Here is a 21815-nt window from a genome sequence, read left to right as displayed (position 1 = left end):
AGAAGAACGCCCCCGCGATTGGCGGGGGCGTTTCTTGGTTCGTGTGGCTGGTCAGAGCAGCGCACGGAACGGGTTGTCGGCCGGGAGCGGCTTGGCGGCTGCCGGGGTGGTCTTGGCGTGCTGCTGCTGGGGGACGACTGTCTTCGGGGTCGGTCGGGCGGCCGGTGCGGGGGCGGTTTTCGGTTCCGGGGTGTGGGTCGGGCGGTAGGAGTCCATCCGCACGACGGTTCTCCGGTTCTGTTCACGCTTCGCTTCCGCCGGCCGGGGCGTGGGGACGGTCCGGTTCGACTCGGGGTGAACGGTGGTGTTCTCGCGGAGGGTGAAGACGACGGCCGGGCGGCCGACGCCGTTTCGTTCCTGGGTGACGACGATTCCGGGGAGTGCCTTGACCTGTGCGGCGGTGGCGTTGACGTAGGGGAGTACCTGGGAGGAGGTGGCCCGGCCGCCGTGCAGCTCGATTCGGGCGCGTACCTTGTCGGCCAGGGTGAGGACCGGGCGCGCTGCCTTGGCGCTGTCCGGGGTGGTCCCGGTGAGGTTCACGGCGCTGGCGACGCTGCGGCGGACCAAGGAGAAGGCGGCCGACAGCATCTCTTCTGTGATCTCCTCCGAGCACTCCGACGCGGCCAGGCAGGCGGCAACCCGTAGGGTCTGCTCCGCCGTGCGCTCGATGAACACCGCCTGAGTCTCCGGCAGGGAACCAGTGATGATCCGGGCGTAGCGGCGGATGATCCGCCACAGGGGCCGGGCGTCATCGGTCAGGGTGAGGGTCCGGGGCCGGAGGGTGGCCCATCCGTAGGCGTCGGACAGTTCCGCGCCGTTGATGGTGGGCAGGCTCACCCGGTCATCGTCCAGCATGGGCACGGCACCGAGCGTGAAGGGCATGATCCGGTTGTAGCTGCCCCCGGCCGCCTCAACCGCGCCGATGTAGCGCGTCCAGTCGGACGGCGTGATGTGGGTGTGCAGCACCATCGCGGGATCGTCCACGCACTGTGCGTCTTCCTTGGTGGTGTTGCGGATCGGTGCCCCGTCCCACGCAGCACGCAGCTTGGCCGCGAACGAGGGATCGCGCCGCACCCGGCGGAGCACTTCCGACCACTCTTCCTCGATGACCAGTGCGCGCACGTCCCGCCCGGCCTCCATCTCCGCTGTGGCCTCCGCTTGTTCGGCAAGATGGTTGACCAGGGACGCGCCGGAGGTGATCCCGGATGTGGTGTGCGTGTCCAGGAAGCGCCCGATGGCCGGGCGCATCACGTGCTGGGCGGCCCGTAGTGCCGTTCCCTTTCCCCGGCCGGTACCGGCCGCAAGCGACGTCCACAGCAGAGCCGGACGGGCGTTGCCCCGGGAAGACACCCGTACCGTTCCGCCGATCGCGGCAGACCACAGGGTGAGGGCGGCAACGTAGATGCCCAGCGGGTCAGTCTCGACATACGGCGCCACCTTGCGGACCGCGCGGCCGATCGGACCGTAGAAGACAGGGGCGGTGCTCATGCTGCGCTCACTTCCAGGGGAGTTGATTGGGTAGCTGACAGGTGGTGCGCCACGCTGACCGGGCGCCACCGGCCGCCGTCCTTGACCAGGGCGGCCGGATTGTTGGAGTTGGGAAGCGCAAGCGGGAGCATTTCCCCGCCGTCGGAGGGAACGACGGCGGCCCGGGTACGGGCCTCCTTGGCCGCTCCCACATCCGCAGCGCGCTTCGCGGCGTACACGGTGAGGTCATCGCGGGTGACCACTCCGGTTCGCTGCTGGCCGGTCGGGGTCGTCCAGCTCACCCAGCTACCGGGGCCGTACGCGCGCTTGCTGGGCTTGCTCTCGGCCCCGTAGCCCTTGGCCGCACGCCATGCCGCCGTGTCGGTGGGCCGGGGGTGACGGCCGCACTGGGCGGCCGTCACCGTGGGCGCGGCACTCACGCCGCTTGCGCTTTTCCCTCCGTCCCCTCCGCCCCGGCCCGCTGGGACAGGTCGTAGGCGTGGCGGACGTTCATGGGGATGCGGCCCCGGTCCGGCACGGTGAACCCGTGCGCCCGTGCCAAGCGGCGAACAGCCCGGTTCCGCTCCCGCTCACTCATGCCTTCCCGGTCGTGCTTGACCGGTTCCGGCAACGGGTCGCTACCGGTGAGCTTCCCGGCGCACACGGCATCGGCGAACGCGCCCGGCCGGGTAGCGTCCAGACACGGCAGGTTCCGTTCCCGCGCGTCCCGTAGCTTGGTCGCGTTCCGCTCCGCACCCGTGCCACAGATGATCAACACTGTGGAGTCGTCCGCCCGGCCGACCACTTCATAGCCCAGGTTGCGCACGGCGTCCCGCGCGTCCTGCCACGAGTAGCCGGGAACCTCCCCGCAGACCATGACCGACTCAACCGGCCCCGGTGCGGCCGGAGTCTCCTCCGGAGCCGTCTCCTCCGCCGTGTCGTCCGTGTCGTCTGTGTCGTCCTCGGTGTCGGTGTGGGCAGGCTCCGCCGCTTCCTCCGGCTGCTTCTCAGCGTCCCCAGCAACGGCCGTAGGCGCCGCCGTGGCGGCTTCCTCCGGCACGTCCGGGGCCGAACCTTCCCCCGGCACCCCAAGCGCGTCCAGCAGATACCGGCCTCGAAGGCCCAGCCAAGACGCTTCATGCCGTCAGCGGTCAGGCCCAGAGCCCCGGCAAGCTGCCGGTACTCGGTCAGGTGGTCCCGGTTGGCCGTTCCGTCCAGGATCTTGCCGTAGTAGGTCAGCATCACCGCGACGGTCGGCACGTAGGACTCATCCCAGCGGGCCGCCTGGGGAGATTCCCACCACTGGCGCCACTGCTCCCGCTCCTCCGGCGTCCACTCCCGGGAGGCGGGCAGCTCCGGCACGGGCAACCCGTGATCATTGGGCAGCACATCCACCCCCCGGTAACGGGAGTGCGGAGAGTTCGGGTTACGCAGTCGGGGCACGTGATGACCTCCAAAGGTGACAGGGCGTGGAAGCGGAGCGTGGTCGCCGGCCTCACGGACGGAGAACCGGAGCGCACGAACGGAAACGGCCCCGCGGCCGGGAAGCCGCGGGGCTCGTGACGACGGGAAAACCGTCGAAGCAACCAATCAACGCGGAACGGGCGCGTCCTCGCGGTCGAACCGAACGAAGTCGTCCAGGGCAAGGAAGTTGGCGTATGGAGTGATCAGGCCCAGGGCCTTCGCGGAACGCTCGGTGATCCGGCCGTCCTCGGTGGCCTCCCACCGGTCCAGGTCATCACCCAACGCGCTGAAGGTGCCCCGGCCGTCCGGGACATGCCGGGAACCAGCCGTCACCGCCCAGGTGAAGCGCTCCGTGCTGGCGCGCATCCGCGCCCGCGCGGCCTCAGCCTTCCCCAGAGCAGCCCGGTACTCCTTCTGCGCCTTGTTGCAGCCCTCCACAGCCTGCGCGGCCAGCGCGGGCAACTCCTCCTCAACAGCGGCGGCTAGCGCCTCCTCCGCCTGGTCCCACAACTTCCGCAGAGCCGGAACCATCCGTTCATACTCCGCCACCCGCGCCCGGACCGGCGCCATGAACCCATCCCGGTCCGGCAGCGGCTTCCCCTCCGCCAGCGCCTTCGCCTCCAGCTCCCGCAACTCCCGGTCCGCCGCCGCCAAGGCGGGCACAACCCACTGCGGGGGCGCGTGGTGATCGTGAGGGCTCCGGGTGTCCCGCCGCCGACAGTCGGCGTTCTCCGCCGCGTACTTCCGGAACCGCTCCCGGGCCTCATTCCGCCTGCGGAACAACTCAACCAGAGTGTCCGACAGCTCGAAATGGGCGAGATCAACATTCATGAACCTCAAGTCATCTGCCACGAATCAAATACTCCTCTCGTTTATCTGTCAGTTCCGACCCATCAGAAGGTCATCGAGATGCCCGGCCTTACGGGCGGCGTTGATCTGCCCGCGCGTCATGCGGGCAAGGTCTTCCCGCGTGTACTGCACCGGGCGGACATCCCGCATCGCCTTCAGAATCTCGCCCCGGATCATCCCCCGCATGGGGTCTTCACTGCTCATTCCTCATACCTCATTCTTGTTCTGCCGGAGCCGCGCCAGATGGATAGCCAAAATCGTCTCTTCGTCGCCCCCGGCCTGCTCCACAAGCGATTCAACGGGAATCCGAAGGGCGGAAGCGATCGAAACAAACCGAACGAGATTCGGCCTACGCTTCCCCCACTCCCACTGATACACCGCCTGAGCGCTCACCCCCACCCGCGCCGCCAGCTCCTCAACCGACATCCCCAGCGCTTCCCGCCGGGCCTTCCCCCGCTTCGGGTCATACATCAACTCACCATCCAACGAAAGAGTAGAGAACGCGTAAAACAGACAGGCCCCGGACCGGATTCCGGGGCCTGTTCTTTGCCAGGTAGGCAGGAAACTGCTTCCTGACGGTGAAGACTACTTCTCACTAAACGTAGGTGTGAATCCTTCGAGTCCTCACGGTCAAACCCTGAAGTGGGAGCCACGTCACATCGAACGGCAAGGCCAGGGAATGGTTCCCCGGGCGGCCGCCTCTGAGGGGCGGCCGGTTGGACACACTCACAAGAGGACAACGTAAGAGAGATACGGCCCCCCTACCCCCCAGCCGGTGACCAGCCCGCCCGGAGGGTAGGGAAGCCCGCTCTCTCTCCGCTGTCCACCCTCACAGGGAGGTATCCGCAGAGACCCGTTCGAGCGCGAACGCTCCGGACTTGGTGACGGCCCCGGCTCACTTCCGCGTCAGAGGTCCACCGCCCAGCGGACATGACTCCAAAGGGCGCCCAAGAGTGAGAAGACAAGCCCTCCACAAGCTGCGAATTAAAGCGACGCCTCAATATCAGGCCGGTTGAGCCCCGCCCAGACGTCCCGGTAGCCCTGGAGTTCCTGACCCTCCAGTCCCGGGAAGTCGTAGACCAAGTTCCTGTGCTTCCCAACGTGAACACCGGCTCTCCGCAGCCGCGCCGTGGCCGCTCTCGCGGCCTTCTGATGTCCGGGGCAATACCTGCGAGGCTTCCCCCGCCCCCGAGGCTGCCCAGTGGCGTACAGGGCCGCCCCGCACCTCTTCCACCGGCACCACTCGCACACGGTCCCGGGCGGCTGGCTCTCCTCCGTCCAGTCGAACCCGCCCAGATCCAAAAGCTCACCCACTACCACATGCCGGCCGCCGCAGTCGCCAGCACCGGGAACCGCAGTCATCAAGTCTTCCAGTTCCCGGCGCCGCGATTCCGGATCATAGTCCGGAAAAGTGGCCACCATGCCGGTAAGAGCCAGAGGCACGAAGCCAGCATGAGCGGCGACCAAGGTCTCAAAGGAACTAACCTCTGCTGTTCCCTCCCATTGCTCCGGGTGCGGCGCGAAACTTTCCTCCGGCGCCTCGGAAAGTATTCGATCAGCTTCCTTCTCCAGTTGTGAGCGCTCGCGGTCACCGGTTGGCGGGATGGTGCGTCCTTGCGAGTTCATGAACTCCTTCAAACAGAAAAAGCCCCCGGTGGTGGCCCGGGGGCTGGAACTGGCTGATGTTCGACTACTGCTTGTTCTGTCCCTCTGGTGAGAATGAATCCAGTGCTGACTGGGCTTTCTCTGTCAGTTCGCCCCCGGCCTTCCCGGTAACGGTGGTCAGGAAGCCGTCTCGTCGCGCCTTCTTCAGATGGTCTCTTATTGTCTCGGGGCGCCGGTTAATAGCGCGTGCCAGCCAGGACACGGGAGCGGCTGCGCCACTGTCGGCCATGTGCTTGTAGGACGCCGAGAGCATAGCTAGGTACCTGTCTGAAACGCCCTCGTTCTCCAACAGCATCCCGGCCGCCTCTGCTGATTCCGTCAGCATCCGGGCCGCGTCTTCCAATGTGCTCTGCGCCTGGGGTGCCTGCTTGGCCAGCTCCAGGGCGCCGGGGAGGTCGAGTCGCCGCAGGACGGTTGTCGAGATCCCCCGGGCCACGTCGCGTGCCGGAGCATCTTCCGATGCCTCGATGGTGATGCGCTGCGGCCCGCCTGACACGGGGCCGACCGGCCACCACATGTGCACAGTCCACGCGCCCTGCTGCTGGGTGATCTCGAACCCCTCGTCGTCTGGCCTCATGGAGCCAAGGTACCACGGTGGGTGATCCACCGACGGTTGACAACCCATGGTGGTCCATGCGCAGACTGAGATGGGAGCACCGAGGAGGGGCGCATGGCACGGGCATGGGTTGCCAGGTCGAAGGACGATCCGAAGAAGTGGACGACATTTTGGTACGACCCGGACGGGAAGCAGCGACAGAAGAGCTTTTCAACAAAGACGCGCGCGGATGATCACCGAAAGCGCAAAGAGCAAGAGTTGGACGCCGGGACCTATCTGGATGACCGGCTGGGGAAGCAGACTGTCGTTGCCGTCTGGGAACAGTGGTTCAATCAGCGAAAGCTGACCAACAGTACCAAGAAGCAATACCGGTCAATCCTCAACACGACCATCAAGCCATTCTTCAGGGCGCGCACGATCGTCTCACTCAAAGTCGCCGATATCGAGAAGTGGCTACTGTGGATGGAGGAGGAGGCGGGCCTTGCAGCCCGAACGCGACGGCAGCGCTTCTCCTACTTCTCCGGGATGATGGACTGGGCCGTTGTCAACGAGATCATCGGGCGCAACCCTTGCAAGAAGGTCAAGGGCGCCGGAAGTCGCGCCAAGGAGATACGCGAGTACAAGAACAAGGCACGACGGCTGACTACTCGGGAAGTTCTGGCCATCCTGGATGGCGCACCCCCTCGCTACCGGGCGATGCTCTGGCTCATGGCGGGCTGCGGTCTGCGGCTCGGTGAGGCCATGGCGGTCGCCCGGGATCAGATCGACTTCAAGGGGGAGACCCTGCGGGTTGACTTCCAGATCACCGAGGACGGCGAAACCGACTCCGGCAAGAACAGCGCGATCCAGCGGCGGCACATCAAGGCGCGGGACGCGGAGGAGCCAGGCCGAACCGTGCCGCTCCCGCCAAACGTCGCCTTCGAACTGCGGAGGCACCTCAAGAACCACGGCACGTGGGGGCCGGAGCGGCTGCTGTTCCCCAACGTCACGCGGTCCGGCTACCTGTACGCCTCGTACTTCTACCGCCAGATCTGGATGGTGTCGCTCACCAAGGCCGCCTTGGACTACTGCAAGCCGCACGCCGTGCGGCACTACTACGGGTCGCGTCTGCTGTACGCGGGAGTGCCCGAGAACGACGTGGCTGACTGGATGGGGCATAGCAGTACGGATGTGCTCCGCGAGCACTACCACTACATCTTCGAGGGGGCGGAGGAGCGGGGGAGGAGCGCTATCGCCTCCATGCTCAGCCCTGGCGCGGACGACCCCGGCGCGGCGGGGAGCGAGGTGGCTTGAACCGACAGACGAACGACCCCCGGCGCGGTGCCGGGGGTCGTTGCGTTTGGGCAGGTCACAGGCGGCTTTCCGGGCTCGGGCTCCCCAGGATTTCCCCAGGATGACACCCGAAGACACCGGGAAACAGGCGGCAATAGGAGGAAGTGCAACACCGCTCGCCGGAGGCCGCTAAACCGCTGTTGACCTGCGGAAACCCTGCTAGGGAAGGTTCCTCGCCATCACGATCCGCTGCACCTGATTCGTACCCTCATAAATCTGGGTGATCTTGGCGTCGCGCATCATCCGCTCCACCGGGTAGTCACGGGTGTAGCCGTAGCCGCCGAGGAGCTGGACGGCGTCGGTGGTGATCTCCATGGCCACGTCGGAGGCGTAGCACTTGGCGGCGGCACCGTGGAAGGTGAGGTCCTCGGCCTTGCCGTCGGCGCCCAGCGAGACCCGCTCGGAGCGGGCGGCGGCGGCATAGGTGAGCTGGCGGGCGGCCTCCAGCTTCATCGCCATGTCGGCCAGCATGAACTGCACGCCCTGGAAGTCGCCGATCGGCTTGCCGAACTGCTTGCGCTCGGTGACGTATCCCTTGGCGTAGTCCAGCGCGCCCTGGGCGATGCCGAGCGCCTGGGCGGCGATGGTGATCCGGGTGTGGTCCAGGGTCCGCATGGCGGTGGCGAAGCCGGTGCCCTCCTCGCCGATCATCCGGTCGGCCGGGATGCGGACATTGTCGAAGTAGACCTCGCGGGTGGGGGAGCCCTTGATGCCCAGCTTCCGCTCCGGCGCGCCGAAGGAGACGCCCGGGTCGGACTTCTCCACCACGAAGGCGGAGATGCCCCGGGAGCGCTTCTCCGGGTCGGTGACGGCCATCACCGTGTAGTAGTCGGAGACCCCGGCATTGGTGATCCAGCGCTTGACGCCGTTGAGCACATAGCCGTCCCCGTCGCGCACCGCGCGGGTCTTCATGCCAGCCGCGTCCGAGCCGGCGTCCGGCTCGGAGAGGCAGTAGGAGAACATCGCCCCGCCCTCGGCCAGCGGAGTGAGATACCTGGTGTTCAGCTCCTTGGAGCCGGAGAGGATCAGCGGCAGCGAGCCCAGCTTGTTGACCGCCGGGATCAGGGAGGAGGCGGCGCAGACCCGGGCCACCTCCTCGATCACGATCACGGTGGCCAGGGCGTCCGCGCCCGCCCCGCCGTACTCCTCGGGCACATGCACGGCATGCAGGTCACTGGCGACCAGCGCGTCCAGCGCCTCCTGGGGGAAGCGGGCCTCCTCGTCCACGGCGGCGGCATGCGGGGCGATCTTCGCCTCAGCGAGCGCGCGCACCGACTCCCGGAGCATCTCGTGCTCCTCGGCCGGCCGGTACAGGTCGAAGTCTGCGGCTCGTGCCACGGGTCCTCACTCCCTGAGAGAGTCAAAGCGTCCATGCGGTGAACGGTGCACGGCGGACGGTGATGCTAACGACTGTTAAGTAACTTAATCGTAGGCCGGGGCGCCGCCCCCGTGCACGTGAGCTTGCCGACAGCGTCCGGTTTATGCTCAAGCCGCGCACATCCACGCAGCGGCAGGAGCGTCAGGAGCAGGCCATGGCCCTCAAGATCACCGTCATCGGAACCGGATACCTCGGCGCCACCCATGCCGCGGCCATGGCCGAACTGGGCTTCGAGGTACTGGGCCTGGACATCTCCGAGGAGAAGGTCAAGACCCTGTCGGCCGGTCTGACCCCGATGTTCGAGCCGGGTCTGGAGGAACTGCTGCGCCGCCATGTGGAGGGCCTGCCCGGCTCCACCGGCCGGCTGCGCTTCACCACCTCCTACCCGGATGCCGCCGCCTTCGGCGATGTGCACTTCATCTGCGTCAATACCCCGCAGCGGCACGGCGAGCACGCCGCCGACATGAGCCATGTGGACGCCGCGGTGGAGAGCCTGGCCCCGCATCTCACCCGGCCCGCACTGGTGGTCGGCAAGTCCACCGTTCCGGTGGGCAGCGCGGCCCGGATCGCCGCCCGGATCGCCGAGCTGGCCCCGGCCGGGGACAAGGCCGAGGTGGCCTGGAACCCCGAGTTCCTGCGCGAGGGCTTCGCGGTGCAGGACACCCTGCGGCCGGACCGGATCGTGGCCGGGGTGACGGGGCCGGAGGCCGAGCGGCTGCTGCGCGAGGTGTACGCCGGGCCGATCGCCGAGGGCTCGCCCTTTCTGACCATGGACCTGCCCACGGCGGAGCTGGTCAAGGCCGCGGCCAACTCCTTCCTGGCCACCAAGATCTCCTTCATCAACGCCATGGCCGAGGTCTGCGAGGCCGCGGGCGGCGATGTGGTGAAACTGGCCGAGGCGATCGGGCACGACGAGCGGATCGGCCGCAAGTTCCTGCGGGCCGGCATCGGCTTCGGCGGCGGCTGTCTGCCCAAGGACCTGCGGGCCTTCATGGCCCGCGCCGGGGAGCTGGGCGTGGACCAGGCGCTGACCTTTCTGCGGGAGATCGACTCCATCAACATGCGGCGCCGCTCGCACATGGTGGAGCTCACCCGGGAGGCGCTGGGCGGCGCGGTGCTCGGCCGGCGGATCGCGGTGCTGGGCGCCACCTTCAAGCCCGACTCGGACGATGTGCGCGACTCGCCCGCGCTCAACATCGCCGGCCAGCTCCACCTCCAGGGCGCCCAGGTGACCGTCTACGACCCCAAGGGGCTGGACAACGCCCGCCAGGTCTTCCCCACCCTCGGCTACGCCGGCTCGGTGACGGAGGCGGTGCGCGGCGCGGACGCGGTGCTGCATCTCACCGAGTGGCGGGAGTTCCGGGAGCTGGACCCGGCGGAGCTGGGCAGGCTGGTCGGCCACCGGCGGCTGCTGGACGGCCGGAACACGCTGGATCCGGCGCGCTGGCGGGCGGCCGGCTGGACCTATCGCGCGCTGGGCCGCCCGGCGGCCTGACGCGGCGCGCGGGAGCGGTGCCGGGGGCGGCGGCCCGGCGGTGGTCCGGCAGGTCATCCGTCTCACCCGTCCAGTTGCGCAGCCGCCGCTCGGGCCGCGCTCGGGCGGCCGTCCGGGACCTCCGCGCCGCGCACGGGCGGGCGCGGGGATCAGGTGCGGGGATCAGGCGCAGGGGGTCAGCGGCGCCGGGGTCAGCGGAGCGGGGCCTCGTCCCGCCCGTCGGCGGGCGCCTCGCCCGGGGCGGCGCCGCGGCGGCGCGCCCGGTAGGTGCGCATCTTGGCCCGGCTGCCGCAGGTCTGCATGGAGCACCAGCGCCGCCGCCCGGCCGGGCTGCGGTCGTAGTACGCCCACTGGCAGTCCTCGGCCTCGCACGCCTTGAGCCGCTGCCAGGTGCCCTCGGCCTCGGCCACGGCGATGGCGGCGGCCAGCCGGGCGGTCAGCGCGGGCAGCCCGGTCAGCGTGTCGGCGGGAACCAGCGCGGCGCGGCCGGCCCGGTCCAGCCGCAGCACCAGGGGGGCGGCCGTGAGCATCCGGTGCAGCGTGGCGGCCGTGCCGGCGTCCAGATCGGTGCCGGTGTGGGCGCGGCAGACCTCGCGCAGCGCCTCGCGCAGCCGCCGCACGCCGGACAGGTCGGCCTGGGCCAGAGCAAGACCGTGCCGCAGGGAGAAGGCGGCGATGCCCTCCGGGCAGGACAGGGCGTCGTTGCCGGATTCCACGTCGAGCGTGTTGATCAGCTCCTGGACGAGGGCCAGGCCGGCGGGCGCGGTCGTGTCTCCCACGCTGAAACGGTAACCCCCTTGCGCGGTTACCGGTAACAGGCCATCATGAGGTAACGGTTACCTGTTGACCCGTTCTTGCGGTTGCTTTCGGCGGGGGCGGCCGGGAGCCGCACCGCCGCCGTCGCCATGGCGGGCGAGACCGCCGCGCGACCGGACGGAACCGAGTGTCCGCACACCTGTGGAGGAAACATGGCCATCGCCACCCTGGGCGCCGTCGCCCTGGACTGTCCCGACCCCCGTGCCCTCGCCGGCTTCTACGGCGCCGTCCTCGGCTGGCAGACGGACGGCGAGCCGGGTGAGAACGAGTGGGTGGAACTCAAGGGCCCGCAGGGGCAGGTGCTGGCCTTCCAGCGCTCCGAGGGCCACCGGCCGCCGGACTGGCCGGGCACCGAGCACGGCCAGCAGTTCCACCTCGACCTCGATGTGCCGCGGGAGAAGCTGGCGGAGGCCGAGCAGCAGGCGCTGGCGCTCGGCGCCAGGCTGCTGGAGGGGGACGACGGCAAGCGCAACTGGCGGGTCTACGCCGACCCGGCCGGCCATCCCTTCTGCCTCTGCTTCTGAGGCTTCCGGGCCCCGGGCCCCGGGCCCCGGACACAACAGCGGCGCCCGGACGCGAGTTGCGTCCGGGCGCCGCCGTGCCGCGCGTCCCGCTGCCCTACTCGTCGGTAACGGTGATCTTCTCGTCGTTGCGGATCTGATCGAAAAGCTGCTGGGACTTCTCCTCGTCCCACAGCACCGCCGACCCCTTGTCGGTGGCGAAGCCGGGGTTGGCCACCGGCACATTCATCTGGGTGCCGTTCTTCCCCTGCACCCCGCGCAGCGCGAGGAACATCTGGGACAGCTCCCAGGCGCTCATGTCCTTGTCCACGATCAGCGAGTCCAGGCTGGCGCCCATGGTCGGGTAGAGCCGGAACGGATTGAGCAGCGTGCCCGGGGAGGCCACCTGGTCCCCCAGCGCGCCCAGGAACTTCTGCTGGTTCTTGGTCCGGCCCAGGTCGCCCATGGCCTCCTGGTAGCGCTGCCGCACAAAGGCCAGCGAATCGGCACCGTCCAGCTTCTGGCAGCCCGCCTCGAAGTCCGCGCCGGAGTTCTTGTCCTTGATGGGCTCCTCGAAGCACATCTCCACCCCGCCCAGCGCGTCCACCACGCCGGCGAAGCCGCCGAAGCCGATCTCGGCGTAGTGGTCGATCCGCAGCCCGGTGTTCTGCTCCACCGTGGCGATCAGCAGCTCGGGGCCCTCGATCGCATAGGCGGCGTTGAGCTTGTTCTGCTGCTCGGGTATCCGGTTGCCGCTCACCGAGCCGGTGAACGACGGGATCGTCACCCAGGAGTCGCGCGGCAGGCTGACCAGGGTGCTGCCGCTGCCGCCGCGGTGCAGGATCATCATGGTGTCGGTGCGCTTCCCGCCGGTGTCGCCGGTGTGCAGTTCGCTGCGCTCCTCCGCGGACAGGCCCTCCCGGCTGTCCGTGCCCACGATCAGATAGGTGGTGCCGTCGGTGGCCGGCGGACGCTCGCCCTCCGGGGCGAGCCCGGTGGCCTCCAGATCCACCTCCTTGCGCAGTTTGGAGTCGGCCCAGAGATAGGTGCCGGCCACGGTGACCAGCAGCACCACGACCAGGGTGAGCGCGGTCCAGGTGATGCGGCGGCGCCAGTCGGGACGGCGCCGCTCGCGGTACCCGTCGTAGCCGTGGCCGTCGTCCTCCCGCGGGCCGGGCGGCGGCGGAGGGCCGGCCGGGGCGGCGCGGTAGACCTGCCCCTCGTTCCAGCCGTCGTCGCCGGGACCGCCGTACCGGGGCTGCTGCCGCGGCACCGGGCGCTGCACATGCCGCATGACCCGGGGGCTCTCCGGCCGCGGCGCCCCCGCGCGTCCGGTGCCGTCCCGGTCGTCGGTCCATCCCTCCGGCCAGTCGTTCATGCAATGCAGTGTGCCCGTCCGAACGGGGATGCGGGGGCCGTGCGGGTGAATGTGGCAGAGCTGATGCAATCGCGACCGAACGGTCGTGGCCGCAGCCGCCCGCCTATCGTGGAGGCATGACCGATCCCGTCACCGACGGCACCGCCGCCGCGGGCAAGCCCACCGCGGCCTCCCGCACCACGCTGTCGCACATCATGACCCACAACGACACCAATCTGCTGGGCACGGTGCACGGCGGGGTGGTCATGAAGCTGGTGGACGACGCGGCCGGCGCGGTGGCCGGGCGCCACTCCGGCGGCCCGGCGGTCACCGCCTCCATGGACGAGATGGTGTTCCTGGTGCCGGTCCGGGTCGGCGATCTGGTGCATGTGCACGCGCAGTGCAACTGGACCGGGCGCACCTCGATGGAGATCGGCGTCAAGGTGATGGCCGAGCGGTGGAACGAGTCCGCCCCGCCGACCCATGTCGGATCGGCGTATCTGGTCTTCGCGGCCGTGGACGAGCAGGGCAGGCCGCGCCCGGTGCCGCCGGTGATCCCGGAGAACGAGGACGACCGGCGCCGCCGCCAGGAGGCGCAGATCCGCCGCACCCACCGGCTGGCCCGCCGCCGCGCCATCCGGGAACTGCGCGAGAGCCGGATCGCCGAGGGCCTGGACGTGGCCTGACGGGCGGCCGGCGGCCCGGCCGGTCAGAGCCTGGCGATGTCCCAGCGCCGCATCCGCGGCGCGCGGCGCGGCGGGGAGACACCGGAGAGCAGGATCAGCCGGGTCGCCCGGTAGCGCTGCCCGGCGTACGGCTCCAGCAGCCGCAGCATCTCGGCGTCGTCCGCCTCCCGCCGGCCGGCCAGGGCATGGCCCACGATGCCGGGCAGATGCAGATCGCCCACGGTCACCGCGTCCGCCGCGCCGTTGGAGCGCTGGAGCACCTCGGCGGCGGTCCAGGGACCCACCCCCGGCACGAGCTGGAGGCGGGCCAGGGCGTCCGGCAGCTCCATGGCGGCGGCCTGCTCCAGCCGGGGCGCCAGGCGCACCGCGCGCAGCACGGTGGCGGAGCGCTTGCCGTCCACCCCGGCCCGGTGCCACTCCCAGGACGGTATGGACAGCCAGGTGCGGCGGTCCGGCATCACCCGCATCCCGGGCGGCATGGCCTCGGCGTCCGGCGTACCGGGGGCGGGCGCGGGCGCGGGCTCGCCGAACCGGCGCAGCAGCAGCCGCCAGGCGCGGTACGCCTCCTCGGTGGTGATCTTCTGCTCCAGGACGGAGGGGATCAGCGCCTCCAGCACCCGCCCGGTGCGGATCAGCCGCAGGCCGGGGTGACGGCGGTGCGCCTCGGCGACCGGGCCGTGGTGGGCGGTGAACTCCTCGGGGCGGTCACCGGCGCCGAGCAGCACCGGCAGCCGGTCCAGCAGCCAGGGGGCGCCGGGGCCCCAGGCGGCGGCGGTGACCCGGGGGCGGAGCTGCGCCAGCCGCAGGGTGGCCGGGCCGTGCGGGGTGCGGGTGGCCCGCCAGACGGCGCCCCGCCGGTCCACCCGGAAGGCGGGATCGTACGGTCCGCGCCGCAGCACCCCCACACTGCGGCGCAGGTCGTACGGTCCGGGCGGGGTCCACTCTCTCTCCAGCACGAGGGCACACGCTACCGCCCGGCGGCCGGCCGGCGGATGGCCGCGGCGGCGGTGCGGATGGCGGGGAGCTGCGCGTAGAGGCGGTCGCCCGGGCAGTCGGTGTGGGTGCCGTCACGGTGGCCGGAGACGGTGTGCAGCCGCACCACGGTGCCCGCGGGGTACTTGCCGCCGGTGGAGGTCCGCTCCCGGGTGCCGGCCGGGTCGCCGCCGTACATGCGCAGCTTCCACGCGGCGAGCCGCGCCACCGCGTCCGCGGCCGGCGGCGGCACCTCCTGGTCCATGAAGGTGCCGATCACCGCCACGCCCGCGCTGTTGTGATTGAAGCCCAGGGTGTGCGCGCCCCGCACCGGCAGGTCCACCCCGCCGGCCCGGCCCTCGTACAGGGTGCCGCACTTGTCCACCAGGAAGTTGTAGCCGATGTCCCGCCAGCCCAGGCCCTCGGTGTGGTAGCGGTAGATGCTGCGGACCACGGCCGGGGCCTCGGCGCAGTCATAGCCGTTGCCGGTCTCGGTGTGGTGCACAAACACCGTCTTCACCGATTCGGTATAGACGAACTCCGCCTCCCGCCGGCTCTCGTCCGCGTTCCAGCCCGCCCGGCTGGTGATCTGCGGCATGGGCGCCGCCGCACCGCGCGGCTGCGGCGCACCGGCGGCCGTCCCGGCCGGTGCCGGGCCCTCGCCGGGATCGACCAGCGCCAGCCGCAGCCCGTGCGGCAGCCCCGGCGCCGCGGCCAGCCGCACCTGCACCGCGTCCGACGGGCCGGTCCACAGCGGCGCCGTCCCGCCGCGCACCGCTTCCGCCGCCCGCTCCGCCGCCCCGTGACCGGACTCGTGACCGGACTCGTGACCGACCGCGTGATCGGGGCCGTGATCGGGATGGCCTTCGAGCCGGTGCCAGCCGGACCATTCGCCGGTCGCCGCCGAACGGGTCCGCACCCATGCCTCGGCGCGCAGCTCCTGCCCGGCGTCCGGCCAGACGATGCCGAGCAGCGAGAACGGCCCGGTCTCGGTCACCGGCCCGGCCGCCGCCCGTGGCCGCAGCGGCAGCGCCCGGACGCTCCCGGCCGCGCCGGGGCGCGCCCCGGCCTCCTGCCCGGCCTCGGCCGGGGGCGGCGGATGCGCCCGCGCGATCGCGGCGGCCGGCCCGGTGCAGACGACCAGTGCCGCCCCGCAGACGGTGCCGCAGAAGGCCCGCAGAGCAGAGATGACCAGTGCACGCATGCCGCGATCATGGGCAGAACCGGACGGAACCGGCCAGCGGGAGTATCCCTCTCCGCGCATTCTTCCGGAGCCCGGATGTATCCCGGGCGGCGCTGCCGGCAACGTCTGCTGACATACTCTGACGCCGATGAATCCCACCGAAGCCACCCCCGCCGACCTGCTGCGTTCCGCGCTTGCCGCAGACCCCGGCCGTCCCCTGGTGACCTACTACGACGACAGCACGGGGGAGCGCGTCGAACTCTCCGCCGCCACCCTGGCCAATTGGGTGGCCAAGACCGCCAATCTGCTCCAGGACGAGCTCGGCGCCGAGCCCGGCGCCCGGCTCGCCCTGCTGCTGCCCGCCCACTGGCAGACCGCCGCCTGGCTGCTGGCCTGCGCCGCCACCGGCGTGGTCGCCGAGATCGGCGGTGATCCGGCCGCCGCCGATCTGGCGGTGGCCGGCCCGGACCGGCTGGCGGAGGCCCGCGCCTGCCCGGGCGACCGGGTGGCGCTCAGCCTGCGTCCGCTCGGGGCCCGCTTCCCGCAGCCGCCCGAGGGCTTCCTGGACTATGCGGTGGCCGTGCCGGGCCAGGGCGACCACTTCGAACCGTACGAGGAGCCGGGGCCGGACGACCCGGCGCTGGTGGTGGCCGGCGCCGGCTTCACCGGCCGGGAACTGCTGGAGCGGGCCGGGGCCGATGCCCGGCGCCGCGGTCTGGGCCCCGGCAGCCGGGTGCTGTCCGGCCTGGCGTGGGACGGCTGGGCCGGGCTCTCCGCCGGGCTGTACGCCCCGCTGGCCGCGGGCGGTTCGGTGGTGCTGTGCCGTCCCGGGGCGGAGCCGGACCCCGCGGTGCTGGAGCGCCGGGTGGCCGACGAACGCATCACCCATGTCGCCGACGCCTGACGCCAGCGGGTCGCACGCCAGTGCGGCCAGGACACGGATAGTTAACACCAGCGAATAGCCTGATAACGGGACAGAATTCTCTTGTTGAGATCCGGAATACATCCCCGGCATCGCCTCCCCGGGAACCGGGAGACTACTGTGGGCCGTCTGAATCCTCAGGGAACTCACGGAGGGCACGCAGGCAGGTGAGCGCACAGGGACGTGGGGGTGCCGGGGAGATCGACCCCGCGGATCAGTGGGTTTTCAACCCGGACACCGGCAGCTATGAGCTGCGGCTGCCCGGCTCCCGTCCGTCCGGCACCCGGCCCGGCGCCGGACGCACCCCGGGCCCCGGCACCTCTCCGGCGGGCGCCGGCGGTGACCGGCGCACCGGTACCCGCCCGGCGGCCACCGCCGCCGCGGCGCCGTCCCGGGCCGCCGCCCGCCGGACGGGTGACCGCAGCCGTACCGCCCCGCCCCGCCAGCGGCGCCCGGTGGACGGCGAGGACCGCCGCCCGCCCCGCGCCGGCGACCGCGGCGTCCCGCCGCAGCGGGGCACCGGCGCACCGCGCAGCCGCCGCCGGCCCCGGAAGAAGAGCAAGAAGAAGGCCCTGGCCTGGGCCGGCGGCACCCTGGCGCTGCTGCTGATCACCGCGTGCACCGCGGTGTACCTCGCCTACGACCATCTCAACGACAACATCGACAAGGTCGAGGTGCCGCACGCCAACAGCCCGGCCAAGAGGGACGAGCCGGTCAACATCCTGCTGATCGGCACCGACCAGCGCACCGGCGAGGGCAACGGGGGCTACGGCGACGAGGGCAGCGCGGGCCATGCCGACGTCACCATCCTGCTGCACTTCGGCAAGGACCGGACGCACGCCACCGCGCTCTCCATCCCGCGCGACATGATCGTGGACATCCCGGACTGCGAGACCGTCCAGGAGGGCGGCGGCACGGTCACCGTCCCGGGCAGCACCCAGGTGCGGTTCAACGAGAGCCTCGGCGTGGACGGCCGCGACCCCGGCTGCACCTGGAAGACCGTGGAGCAGCTGACCGGCGTGACCGTCAATCACTTCATGATGGTGGACTTCAACGCCGTCAAGACGCTCTCCAGCGTGGTGGGCGGCGTCCCGGTGTGTCTGTCCAAGGACATCAACGACCCCAAGTCACATCTCAATCTGCCGGCCGGTGACCATGTGCTGGAGGGCGAGGAGGCGCTGGCCTTTGTGCGGACCCGCAGCACCGTGGGCACCGGCAGCGATCTGAGCCGGATCAAGCTCCAGCAGCAGTTCCTCGGTTCGCTCGCCCGGGAGATCAAGGACGATCTGACCGATCCGGGCAAACTCTGGAACCTCGCCGACGCCGCCACCAAGGCGCTCACCGTGGACACCGCGATCGGCACCATCGACAAGCTCAAGTCGCTGGCCGAGGACCTCTCCCGGGTTCCCGTCAAGGACATCACCTTCCTCACCGTCCCGGTGCTGGACAACCCGGCCGAGGAGGTCAAGGTGACGGTGGTCCTGGACGAGGCGCGCGCGCTGCCCGTCTTCAAGATGCTCCAGGAGGACAAGTCCTTCACCGCCGCCGAGAAGGAGGCCAAGGGCGACAAGGAGCCGGCCGAGGGCGGCGAGAGCGGCGGCGGGCAGTCCGCCGAACCGGACCCGGTGCCCGTCGCCGAGGTGCGGGTGGACATCTACAACGGCGGCAGCATCAACGGCGCCGCCCAGTCCGTACTCCAGTGGCTCCAGGTCACCCACGGCGCGGCGCTGGCCACCAACGCCGGCAACGCCCCCGCGCCGCAGGCGGCCACCACCCTGGAATCCGGCCCGGATCAGGCGGGCATGGCGGCCACACTTGCCGAACTCATGGGCCTGCCCAAGAATGCTATGAAGCAAACCTCGGAGGACGCCGGAGATACGCCCATGGTGCTGACCCTGGGAGACGACTTCGAGGAAGTGGGCAAGCCCATCGAGGTGCCGGCCGAGAAGCCGGCCGATGTGGACACCGTGACAGCGGCCGACGAGGACGTCTGCGCCGGCTGAGCGGGGCCGTCTGGGGGCGGCGGCCGAACCCATAGACCCTAGACAACGGGGGGAGCCAACCGTGCGCCGGACCGGTATACCCGAAGACGATCGGCGTCCCACGGCCCCGTCGCGCCACGCCGGAAACCTCGGCCGGGACGACAGCCGGAACCACGGGGGCGGCGAGACCGACCGCCACAGCATGCCGTACCAGGGCGGTGCGCCGCCGCAGGACCACGCCGACGACCCCAGCACCGTCCCGCTCACCGTCCCCGGCAGGGGCCCGGGCGGCGCCGGTGACGGTGACGGCGCGGTGCCCGGCGGCGGCGGACGGGCGGCGCGCCGCCGGGCCGCCGCGGGCGGCGGGCCCGGCCACCGGGCCAGACGGCGAAAACGCCCGCGCTGGGCCAAGGTGCTGATCGGCGTCGCCGCCACCCTGGCCCTGCTGGTCCTCGGCATCGGCGTGGCCGGCTGGCTCTACATCGACAGCCTCAACGACAACATCACCAAGGACGAACTCAACCTCGGTGACAACAAGCTGGCCAGGCCCGAGCCCAACGCGGCCGGGCAGACCCCGATGAACATCCTGCTGCTGGGCTCGGACGCCCGGGACTCCGCGGAGAACCTCCGGCTCGGCGGTGCCCACGAAACCGCCGGTGACCCGCCCCGGGCCGATGTGCAGCTGCTGCTCCATGTCGCCGCCGACCGCAGCAACGCCACGGTGATATCCATCCCCCGGGACACCCTGGTCACCATCCCCAAATGCACCGACCCGGACACCGGCACCGTCTACCCGGAGACCCCGGACACCCAGATCAACCTGTCCATCCAGCACGGCGGCCCCGGCTGCACCGTGGCCACCTGGGAGGAACTGACGGGCATTCCGATCGATCACTTCATGATGATCGACTTCGCCGGGGTGGTGGACATGGCCGACGCCGTCGGCGGGGTGCCGGTCTGCGTGGACGCCAATGTGCGCGACCCCAAGTCCGGGCTGGAACTCACCGAGGGCGACCACACCATCCAGGGCGAGCAGGCCCTGCAGTGGCTGCGCACCCGCTACGGCTTCGGCGACGGCAGCGACACCGGGCGCACCAAGGCCCAGCAGATGTATCTGGCCTCCATGGTCCGCGAGCTCCAGGCGGGCGCCAAGCTGACCGATCCGGGCAAGCTCAACACCCTGGCCCAGGCGGCCACCAAGGCGCTCACCGTGGACACCGCCCTGGGCACCGTCACCAAGCTCTACGACCTGGCCGAGGATCTGCGCAACGTGCCCACCGGGGGCATCACCATGATGACCCTGCCGGTGCTGCCCGCGCCCTCCAACCCCGAGGCCTGGCTGGTCCCGGACCCCGGCCCGTCCGAGGAACTCTTCGCCCTGGTCCGCGAGGACGTGGCGCTGGACGAGGCCAACCGCAAGCCGAAGCAGGACAACGGCGGCGGCGACGGCACCGGATCGCCCGGACCGACCGAGACCGCCGAGGCCGAGCCCGACCCCCGGGACACCATCGAGGTCTCGGTGCGCAACGGCACCGATTCGGTCTCCCTGGGGCCGGTCGACGGCCGGGCCGCCGCCATCACCGATGTGCTGGCCGGCCACGGCTTCACCCGGGCCGTGGTGGACGTCAACGGAACCTCCCAGGACAGCACCACGCTGTCCTACCCGGCCGACGATCCGAAGGCCCGGGCCAACGCCGAGGAAATCGCCGAGGCCATCGGGCTGCCGGCACGGCAGATCAAGATCTCACCCAGCGCCGAGAGCATCGAGCTCATCGTCGGCTCCGACTGGCGGGAGGGCGACAGACACCCGGCGGGGGAGACGGACGGCGGCTCCACCGGCGGGAGTTCCGGCGGCGGCGGTACGGGGGAGGAGGACACCGCGCTGGACACCTCCAGGGCCGTGGAGGGCGACGACACCTCCGAATGCATGGAGGTCAACCCCGCCTACACCTTCTGATTCCGCCGGGCTCCGGCCCGGGCCCCGGCACATTGCCGGGGCCCGGGCCGGAGCCCGGCCGGTCAGCGGTGTGCGCCGGCGCGGTCGGTTCCGTCGGTGCGGGCCGGGGCCGGCCGGGCGCTGGCCCGCACCCGCCGGGCCAGCTTGCGCGGGCTGGTCAGAAAGCCCCAGCCCCAGCTCAGATGCATGGTGGCCAGCGCCACCGGGACCCGCACCCGGGCGGCGGCCGGCAGGCCCTTGCCGGCCGGCAGCGAGCCCGCGGTGATGGCGGCCAGATAACCGGCCGGGACCACCAGCCCCCACGGCGTCACCGTGACCCCCGCCACCAGACCGGCGGCCATCGCCAGCAGCGCGGCCGGCGGCGCCAGATAGCGCGGATTGATCGAGCCGCGGTGATAGCGCGCCACCACCCGGCGCCACCGCCCGTAGTCCTTGTACTGCCGGGCCAGCGCGCGCACCGTGGGCCGCGGCCGGTAGTCCACCCGGAGCTGCGGCGAGAACCAGATCAGCCCGCCCGCCTGCCGGATGCGGAAGTTCAGCTCCCAGTCCTGGGCCCGGACGAACTCCTCGTTGTAGCCGCCCTGCTCCTCCAGCACCTCGCGCCGGAACACGCCCAGATAGACGGTCTGCGCCTCGCCCGCCTCACCGCCGGTGTGGAAGGCGGCGTTGCCCACGCCGATCCGCGAGGTCATGGCGGCGGCCACGGCCCGCTCCCAGTCGGTCTCGCCCTCGGCGTGCATGATCCCGCCGACGTTCGCCGCCCCGGTCTCGGCCAGCAGCCGCACCGCGGTGGCGATATAGCCGGGTGACAGCATGCCGTGCCCGTCCACCCGCACCACCACCGGATGGCGGGACGCCCGGATCGCCGCGTTCAGCCCGGAGGGCGTCCGGCCGCCCGGGTTCGGCACGGTGATCACCCGGCCCCAGGAGCGCCCGGCGGTCTCGGCCACCAGCTCGGCGGCGATCTCGTCGGTCCGGTCGGTGGACGGGCCCAGCGCGATCACGATCTCCAGATCGCCGGCGTACTCCTGGCGCAGGATGTGCTCGACCGCACTGCGCAGATGCCGCTCCTCGTTGAGCACCGGCATGATCACCGAGACCGCCGGCGCCCCGGCCGGGGCCGGTGACGGCGCCGGGGACGCCTGGGACGAGGACGACGACGACGAGGACGACGACGAGGACGACGACGAAGACGGAGTGGGGGAGTCGCTGCTCACGGGGTCACGGTACCGCG

Annotated in this window: 21 protein-coding genes and 1 pseudogene; 7 read left to right on the top strand and 15 right to left on the bottom strand. The window is 71.0% G+C overall.

Going from position 1 to position 21815, the window contains the following annotated elements; genetic code table 11:
- Nucleotides 1-51: 51 nt before the first annotated feature.
- From BM242_RS04710 to BM242_RS04680, 9 genes and pseudogenes are all read right to left on the bottom strand, one after another.
- Nucleotides 52-1488, bottom strand: coding sequence for a YfjI family protein (locus tag BM242_RS04710; RefSeq protein WP_093837387.1), 1437 nt, complete (start codon nucleotides 1486-1488; stop codon nucleotides 52-54).
- On the bottom strand, nucleotides 1485-1907 hold the full coding sequence (locus BM242_RS29200) for a hypothetical protein (protein ID WP_175541269.1): 423 nt from the start codon (nucleotides 1905-1907) through the stop codon (nucleotides 1485-1487). Before BM242_RS29200 ends, BM242_RS04710 begins: the two co-directional genes overlap by 4 nt.
- Nucleotides 1904-2527: an Lsr2 family DNA-binding protein gene (locus BM242_RS04700; protein WP_245833830.1), complete on the bottom strand. Its 624-nt coding sequence runs from the start codon at nucleotides 2525-2527 to the stop codon at nucleotides 1904-1906. The genes BM242_RS29200 and BM242_RS04700 overlap by 4 nt, the downstream gene beginning before the upstream one ends.
- Nucleotides 2528-2637: 110 nt before the next feature.
- Nucleotides 2638-2829 (bottom strand): annotated as a pseudogene (locus tag BM242_RS31260) (hypothetical protein); the annotation flags it as partial.
- A 228-nt stretch (nucleotides 2830-3057) separates the two neighbouring features.
- Nucleotides 3058-3783: a hypothetical protein gene (locus tag BM242_RS29195; protein ID WP_093837385.1), complete on the bottom strand. Its 726-nt coding sequence runs from the start codon at nucleotides 3781-3783 to the stop codon at nucleotides 3058-3060.
- A gap of 27 nt (nucleotides 3784-3810) precedes the next feature.
- Nucleotides 3811-3984, bottom strand: coding sequence for a hypothetical protein (locus BM242_RS29190; RefSeq protein WP_175541268.1), 174 nt, complete (start codon nucleotides 3982-3984; stop codon nucleotides 3811-3813).
- A 3-nt stretch (nucleotides 3985-3987) separates the two neighbouring features.
- Entirely contained in the window at nucleotides 3988-4251 is a 264-nt protein-coding gene (locus BM242_RS04690) for a helix-turn-helix transcriptional regulator (RefSeq protein WP_093837384.1), read from the bottom strand.
- 513 nt (nucleotides 4252-4764) lie between these two features.
- The gene (locus tag BM242_RS28785) at nucleotides 4765-5406 is read right to left on the bottom strand and encodes a hypothetical protein (protein ID WP_139238259.1); all 642 of its coding nucleotides are present in this window, start codon (nucleotides 5404-5406) and stop codon (nucleotides 4765-4767) included.
- A gap of 64 nt (nucleotides 5407-5470) precedes the next feature.
- Nucleotides 5471-6022: a hypothetical protein gene (locus tag BM242_RS04680; protein ID WP_093837382.1), complete on the bottom strand. Its 552-nt coding sequence runs from the start codon at nucleotides 6020-6022 to the stop codon at nucleotides 5471-5473.
- 93 nt (nucleotides 6023-6115) lie between these two features.
- On the opposite strand from BM242_RS04680, the gene BM242_RS04675 reads away from it, so the two are divergent.
- A complete protein-coding gene (locus tag BM242_RS04675; RefSeq protein ID WP_093837381.1) occupies nucleotides 6116-7294 on the top strand; it encodes a tyrosine-type recombinase/integrase in 1179 nt (392 codons plus the stop codon).
- A 198-nt stretch (nucleotides 7295-7492) separates the two neighbouring features.
- Here the strand turns inward: BM242_RS04675 and BM242_RS04670 are convergent, their stop codons facing one another.
- A complete protein-coding gene (locus tag BM242_RS04670; RefSeq protein ID WP_093837380.1) occupies nucleotides 7493-8671 on the bottom strand; it encodes an acyl-CoA dehydrogenase family protein in 1179 nt (392 codons plus the stop codon).
- Between the two features lie 194 nt (nucleotides 8672-8865).
- Here BM242_RS04670 and BM242_RS04665 point away from each other — a divergent pair, with 194 nt between their 5' ends.
- On the top strand, nucleotides 8866-10206 hold the full coding sequence (locus tag BM242_RS04665; RefSeq protein WP_093837379.1) for a UDP-glucose dehydrogenase family protein: 1341 nt from the start codon (nucleotides 8866-8868) through the stop codon (nucleotides 10204-10206).
- Nucleotides 10207-10397: 191 nt separating this feature from the next.
- Here BM242_RS04665 and BM242_RS04660 read toward each other — a convergent pair whose 3' ends face one another.
- Nucleotides 10398-10985: a CGNR zinc finger domain-containing protein gene (locus BM242_RS04660; protein ID WP_093837378.1), complete on the bottom strand. Its 588-nt coding sequence runs from the start codon at nucleotides 10983-10985 to the stop codon at nucleotides 10398-10400.
- Nucleotides 10986-11174: 189 nt separating this feature from the next.
- Between BM242_RS04660 and BM242_RS04655 the strand changes: the two genes are divergently transcribed.
- The gene (locus BM242_RS04655; RefSeq protein WP_093837377.1) at nucleotides 11175-11546 is read left to right on the top strand and encodes a VOC family protein; all 372 of its coding nucleotides are present in this window, start codon (nucleotides 11175-11177) and stop codon (nucleotides 11544-11546) included.
- Between the two features lie 94 nt (nucleotides 11547-11640).
- Here the strand turns inward: BM242_RS04655 and BM242_RS04650 are convergent, their stop codons facing one another.
- A complete protein-coding gene (locus tag BM242_RS04650) occupies nucleotides 11641-12900 on the bottom strand; it encodes an LCP family protein (protein ID WP_093837376.1) in 1260 nt (419 codons plus the stop codon).
- A 116-nt stretch (nucleotides 12901-13016) separates the two neighbouring features.
- On the opposite strand from BM242_RS04650, the gene BM242_RS04645 reads away from it, so the two are divergent.
- The gene (locus BM242_RS04645; RefSeq protein ID WP_093837375.1) at nucleotides 13017-13565 is read left to right on the top strand and encodes an acyl-CoA thioesterase; all 549 of its coding nucleotides are present in this window, start codon (nucleotides 13017-13019) and stop codon (nucleotides 13563-13565) included.
- 23 nt (nucleotides 13566-13588) lie between these two features.
- Here BM242_RS04645 and BM242_RS04640 read toward each other — a convergent pair whose 3' ends face one another.
- On the bottom strand, nucleotides 13589-14617 hold the full coding sequence (locus tag BM242_RS04640) for a DNA-3-methyladenine glycosylase family protein (protein ID WP_425443815.1): 1029 nt from the start codon (nucleotides 14615-14617) through the stop codon (nucleotides 13589-13591).
- On the bottom strand, nucleotides 14533-15741 hold the full coding sequence (locus BM242_RS04635) for a peptidoglycan recognition protein family protein (protein ID WP_093837373.1): 1209 nt from the start codon (nucleotides 15739-15741) through the stop codon (nucleotides 14533-14535). Before BM242_RS04635 ends, BM242_RS04640 begins: the two co-directional genes overlap by 85 nt.
- A 127-nt stretch (nucleotides 15742-15868) precedes the next feature.
- Between BM242_RS04635 and BM242_RS04630 the strand changes: the two genes are divergently transcribed.
- From BM242_RS04630 to BM242_RS04620, 3 genes are all read left to right on the top strand, one after another.
- A complete protein-coding gene (locus BM242_RS04630) occupies nucleotides 15869-16624 on the top strand; it encodes a TIGR03089 family protein (protein ID WP_093837372.1) in 756 nt (251 codons plus the stop codon).
- Nucleotides 16625-16809: 185 nt separating this feature from the next.
- Nucleotides 16810-18645, top strand: a complete 1836-nt coding sequence (locus tag BM242_RS04625; protein ID WP_093837371.1) for an LCP family protein — start codon at nucleotides 16810-16812, stop codon at nucleotides 18643-18645.
- Nucleotides 18646-18826: 181 nt separating this feature from the next.
- On the top strand, nucleotides 18827-20581 hold the full coding sequence (locus BM242_RS04620) for an LCP family protein (protein WP_139238258.1): 1755 nt from the start codon (nucleotides 18827-18829) through the stop codon (nucleotides 20579-20581).
- A 62-nt stretch (nucleotides 20582-20643) separates the two neighbouring features.
- On the opposite strand, the gene BM242_RS04615 is transcribed toward BM242_RS04620, so the two are convergent.
- Nucleotides 20644-21675 carry a glycosyltransferase family 2 protein gene (locus tag BM242_RS04615; RefSeq protein WP_281254667.1) on the bottom strand — a complete coding sequence of 344 codons (1032 nt, stop codon included), beginning with the start codon at nucleotides 21673-21675 and terminating at the stop codon, nucleotides 20644-20646.
- Nucleotides 21676-21815 lie beyond the last annotated feature (140 nt).

The organism is Streptomyces aidingensis (assembly GCF_900112355.1).
In the GTDB taxonomy this organism is placed as follows: Bacteria; Actinomycetota; Actinomycetes; order Streptomycetales; family Streptomycetaceae; genus Streptomyces; species Streptomyces aidingensis.
Note: the sequence above shows the minus strand (reverse complement) of the source record. Positions and strands in the feature narration are given on the sequence as shown.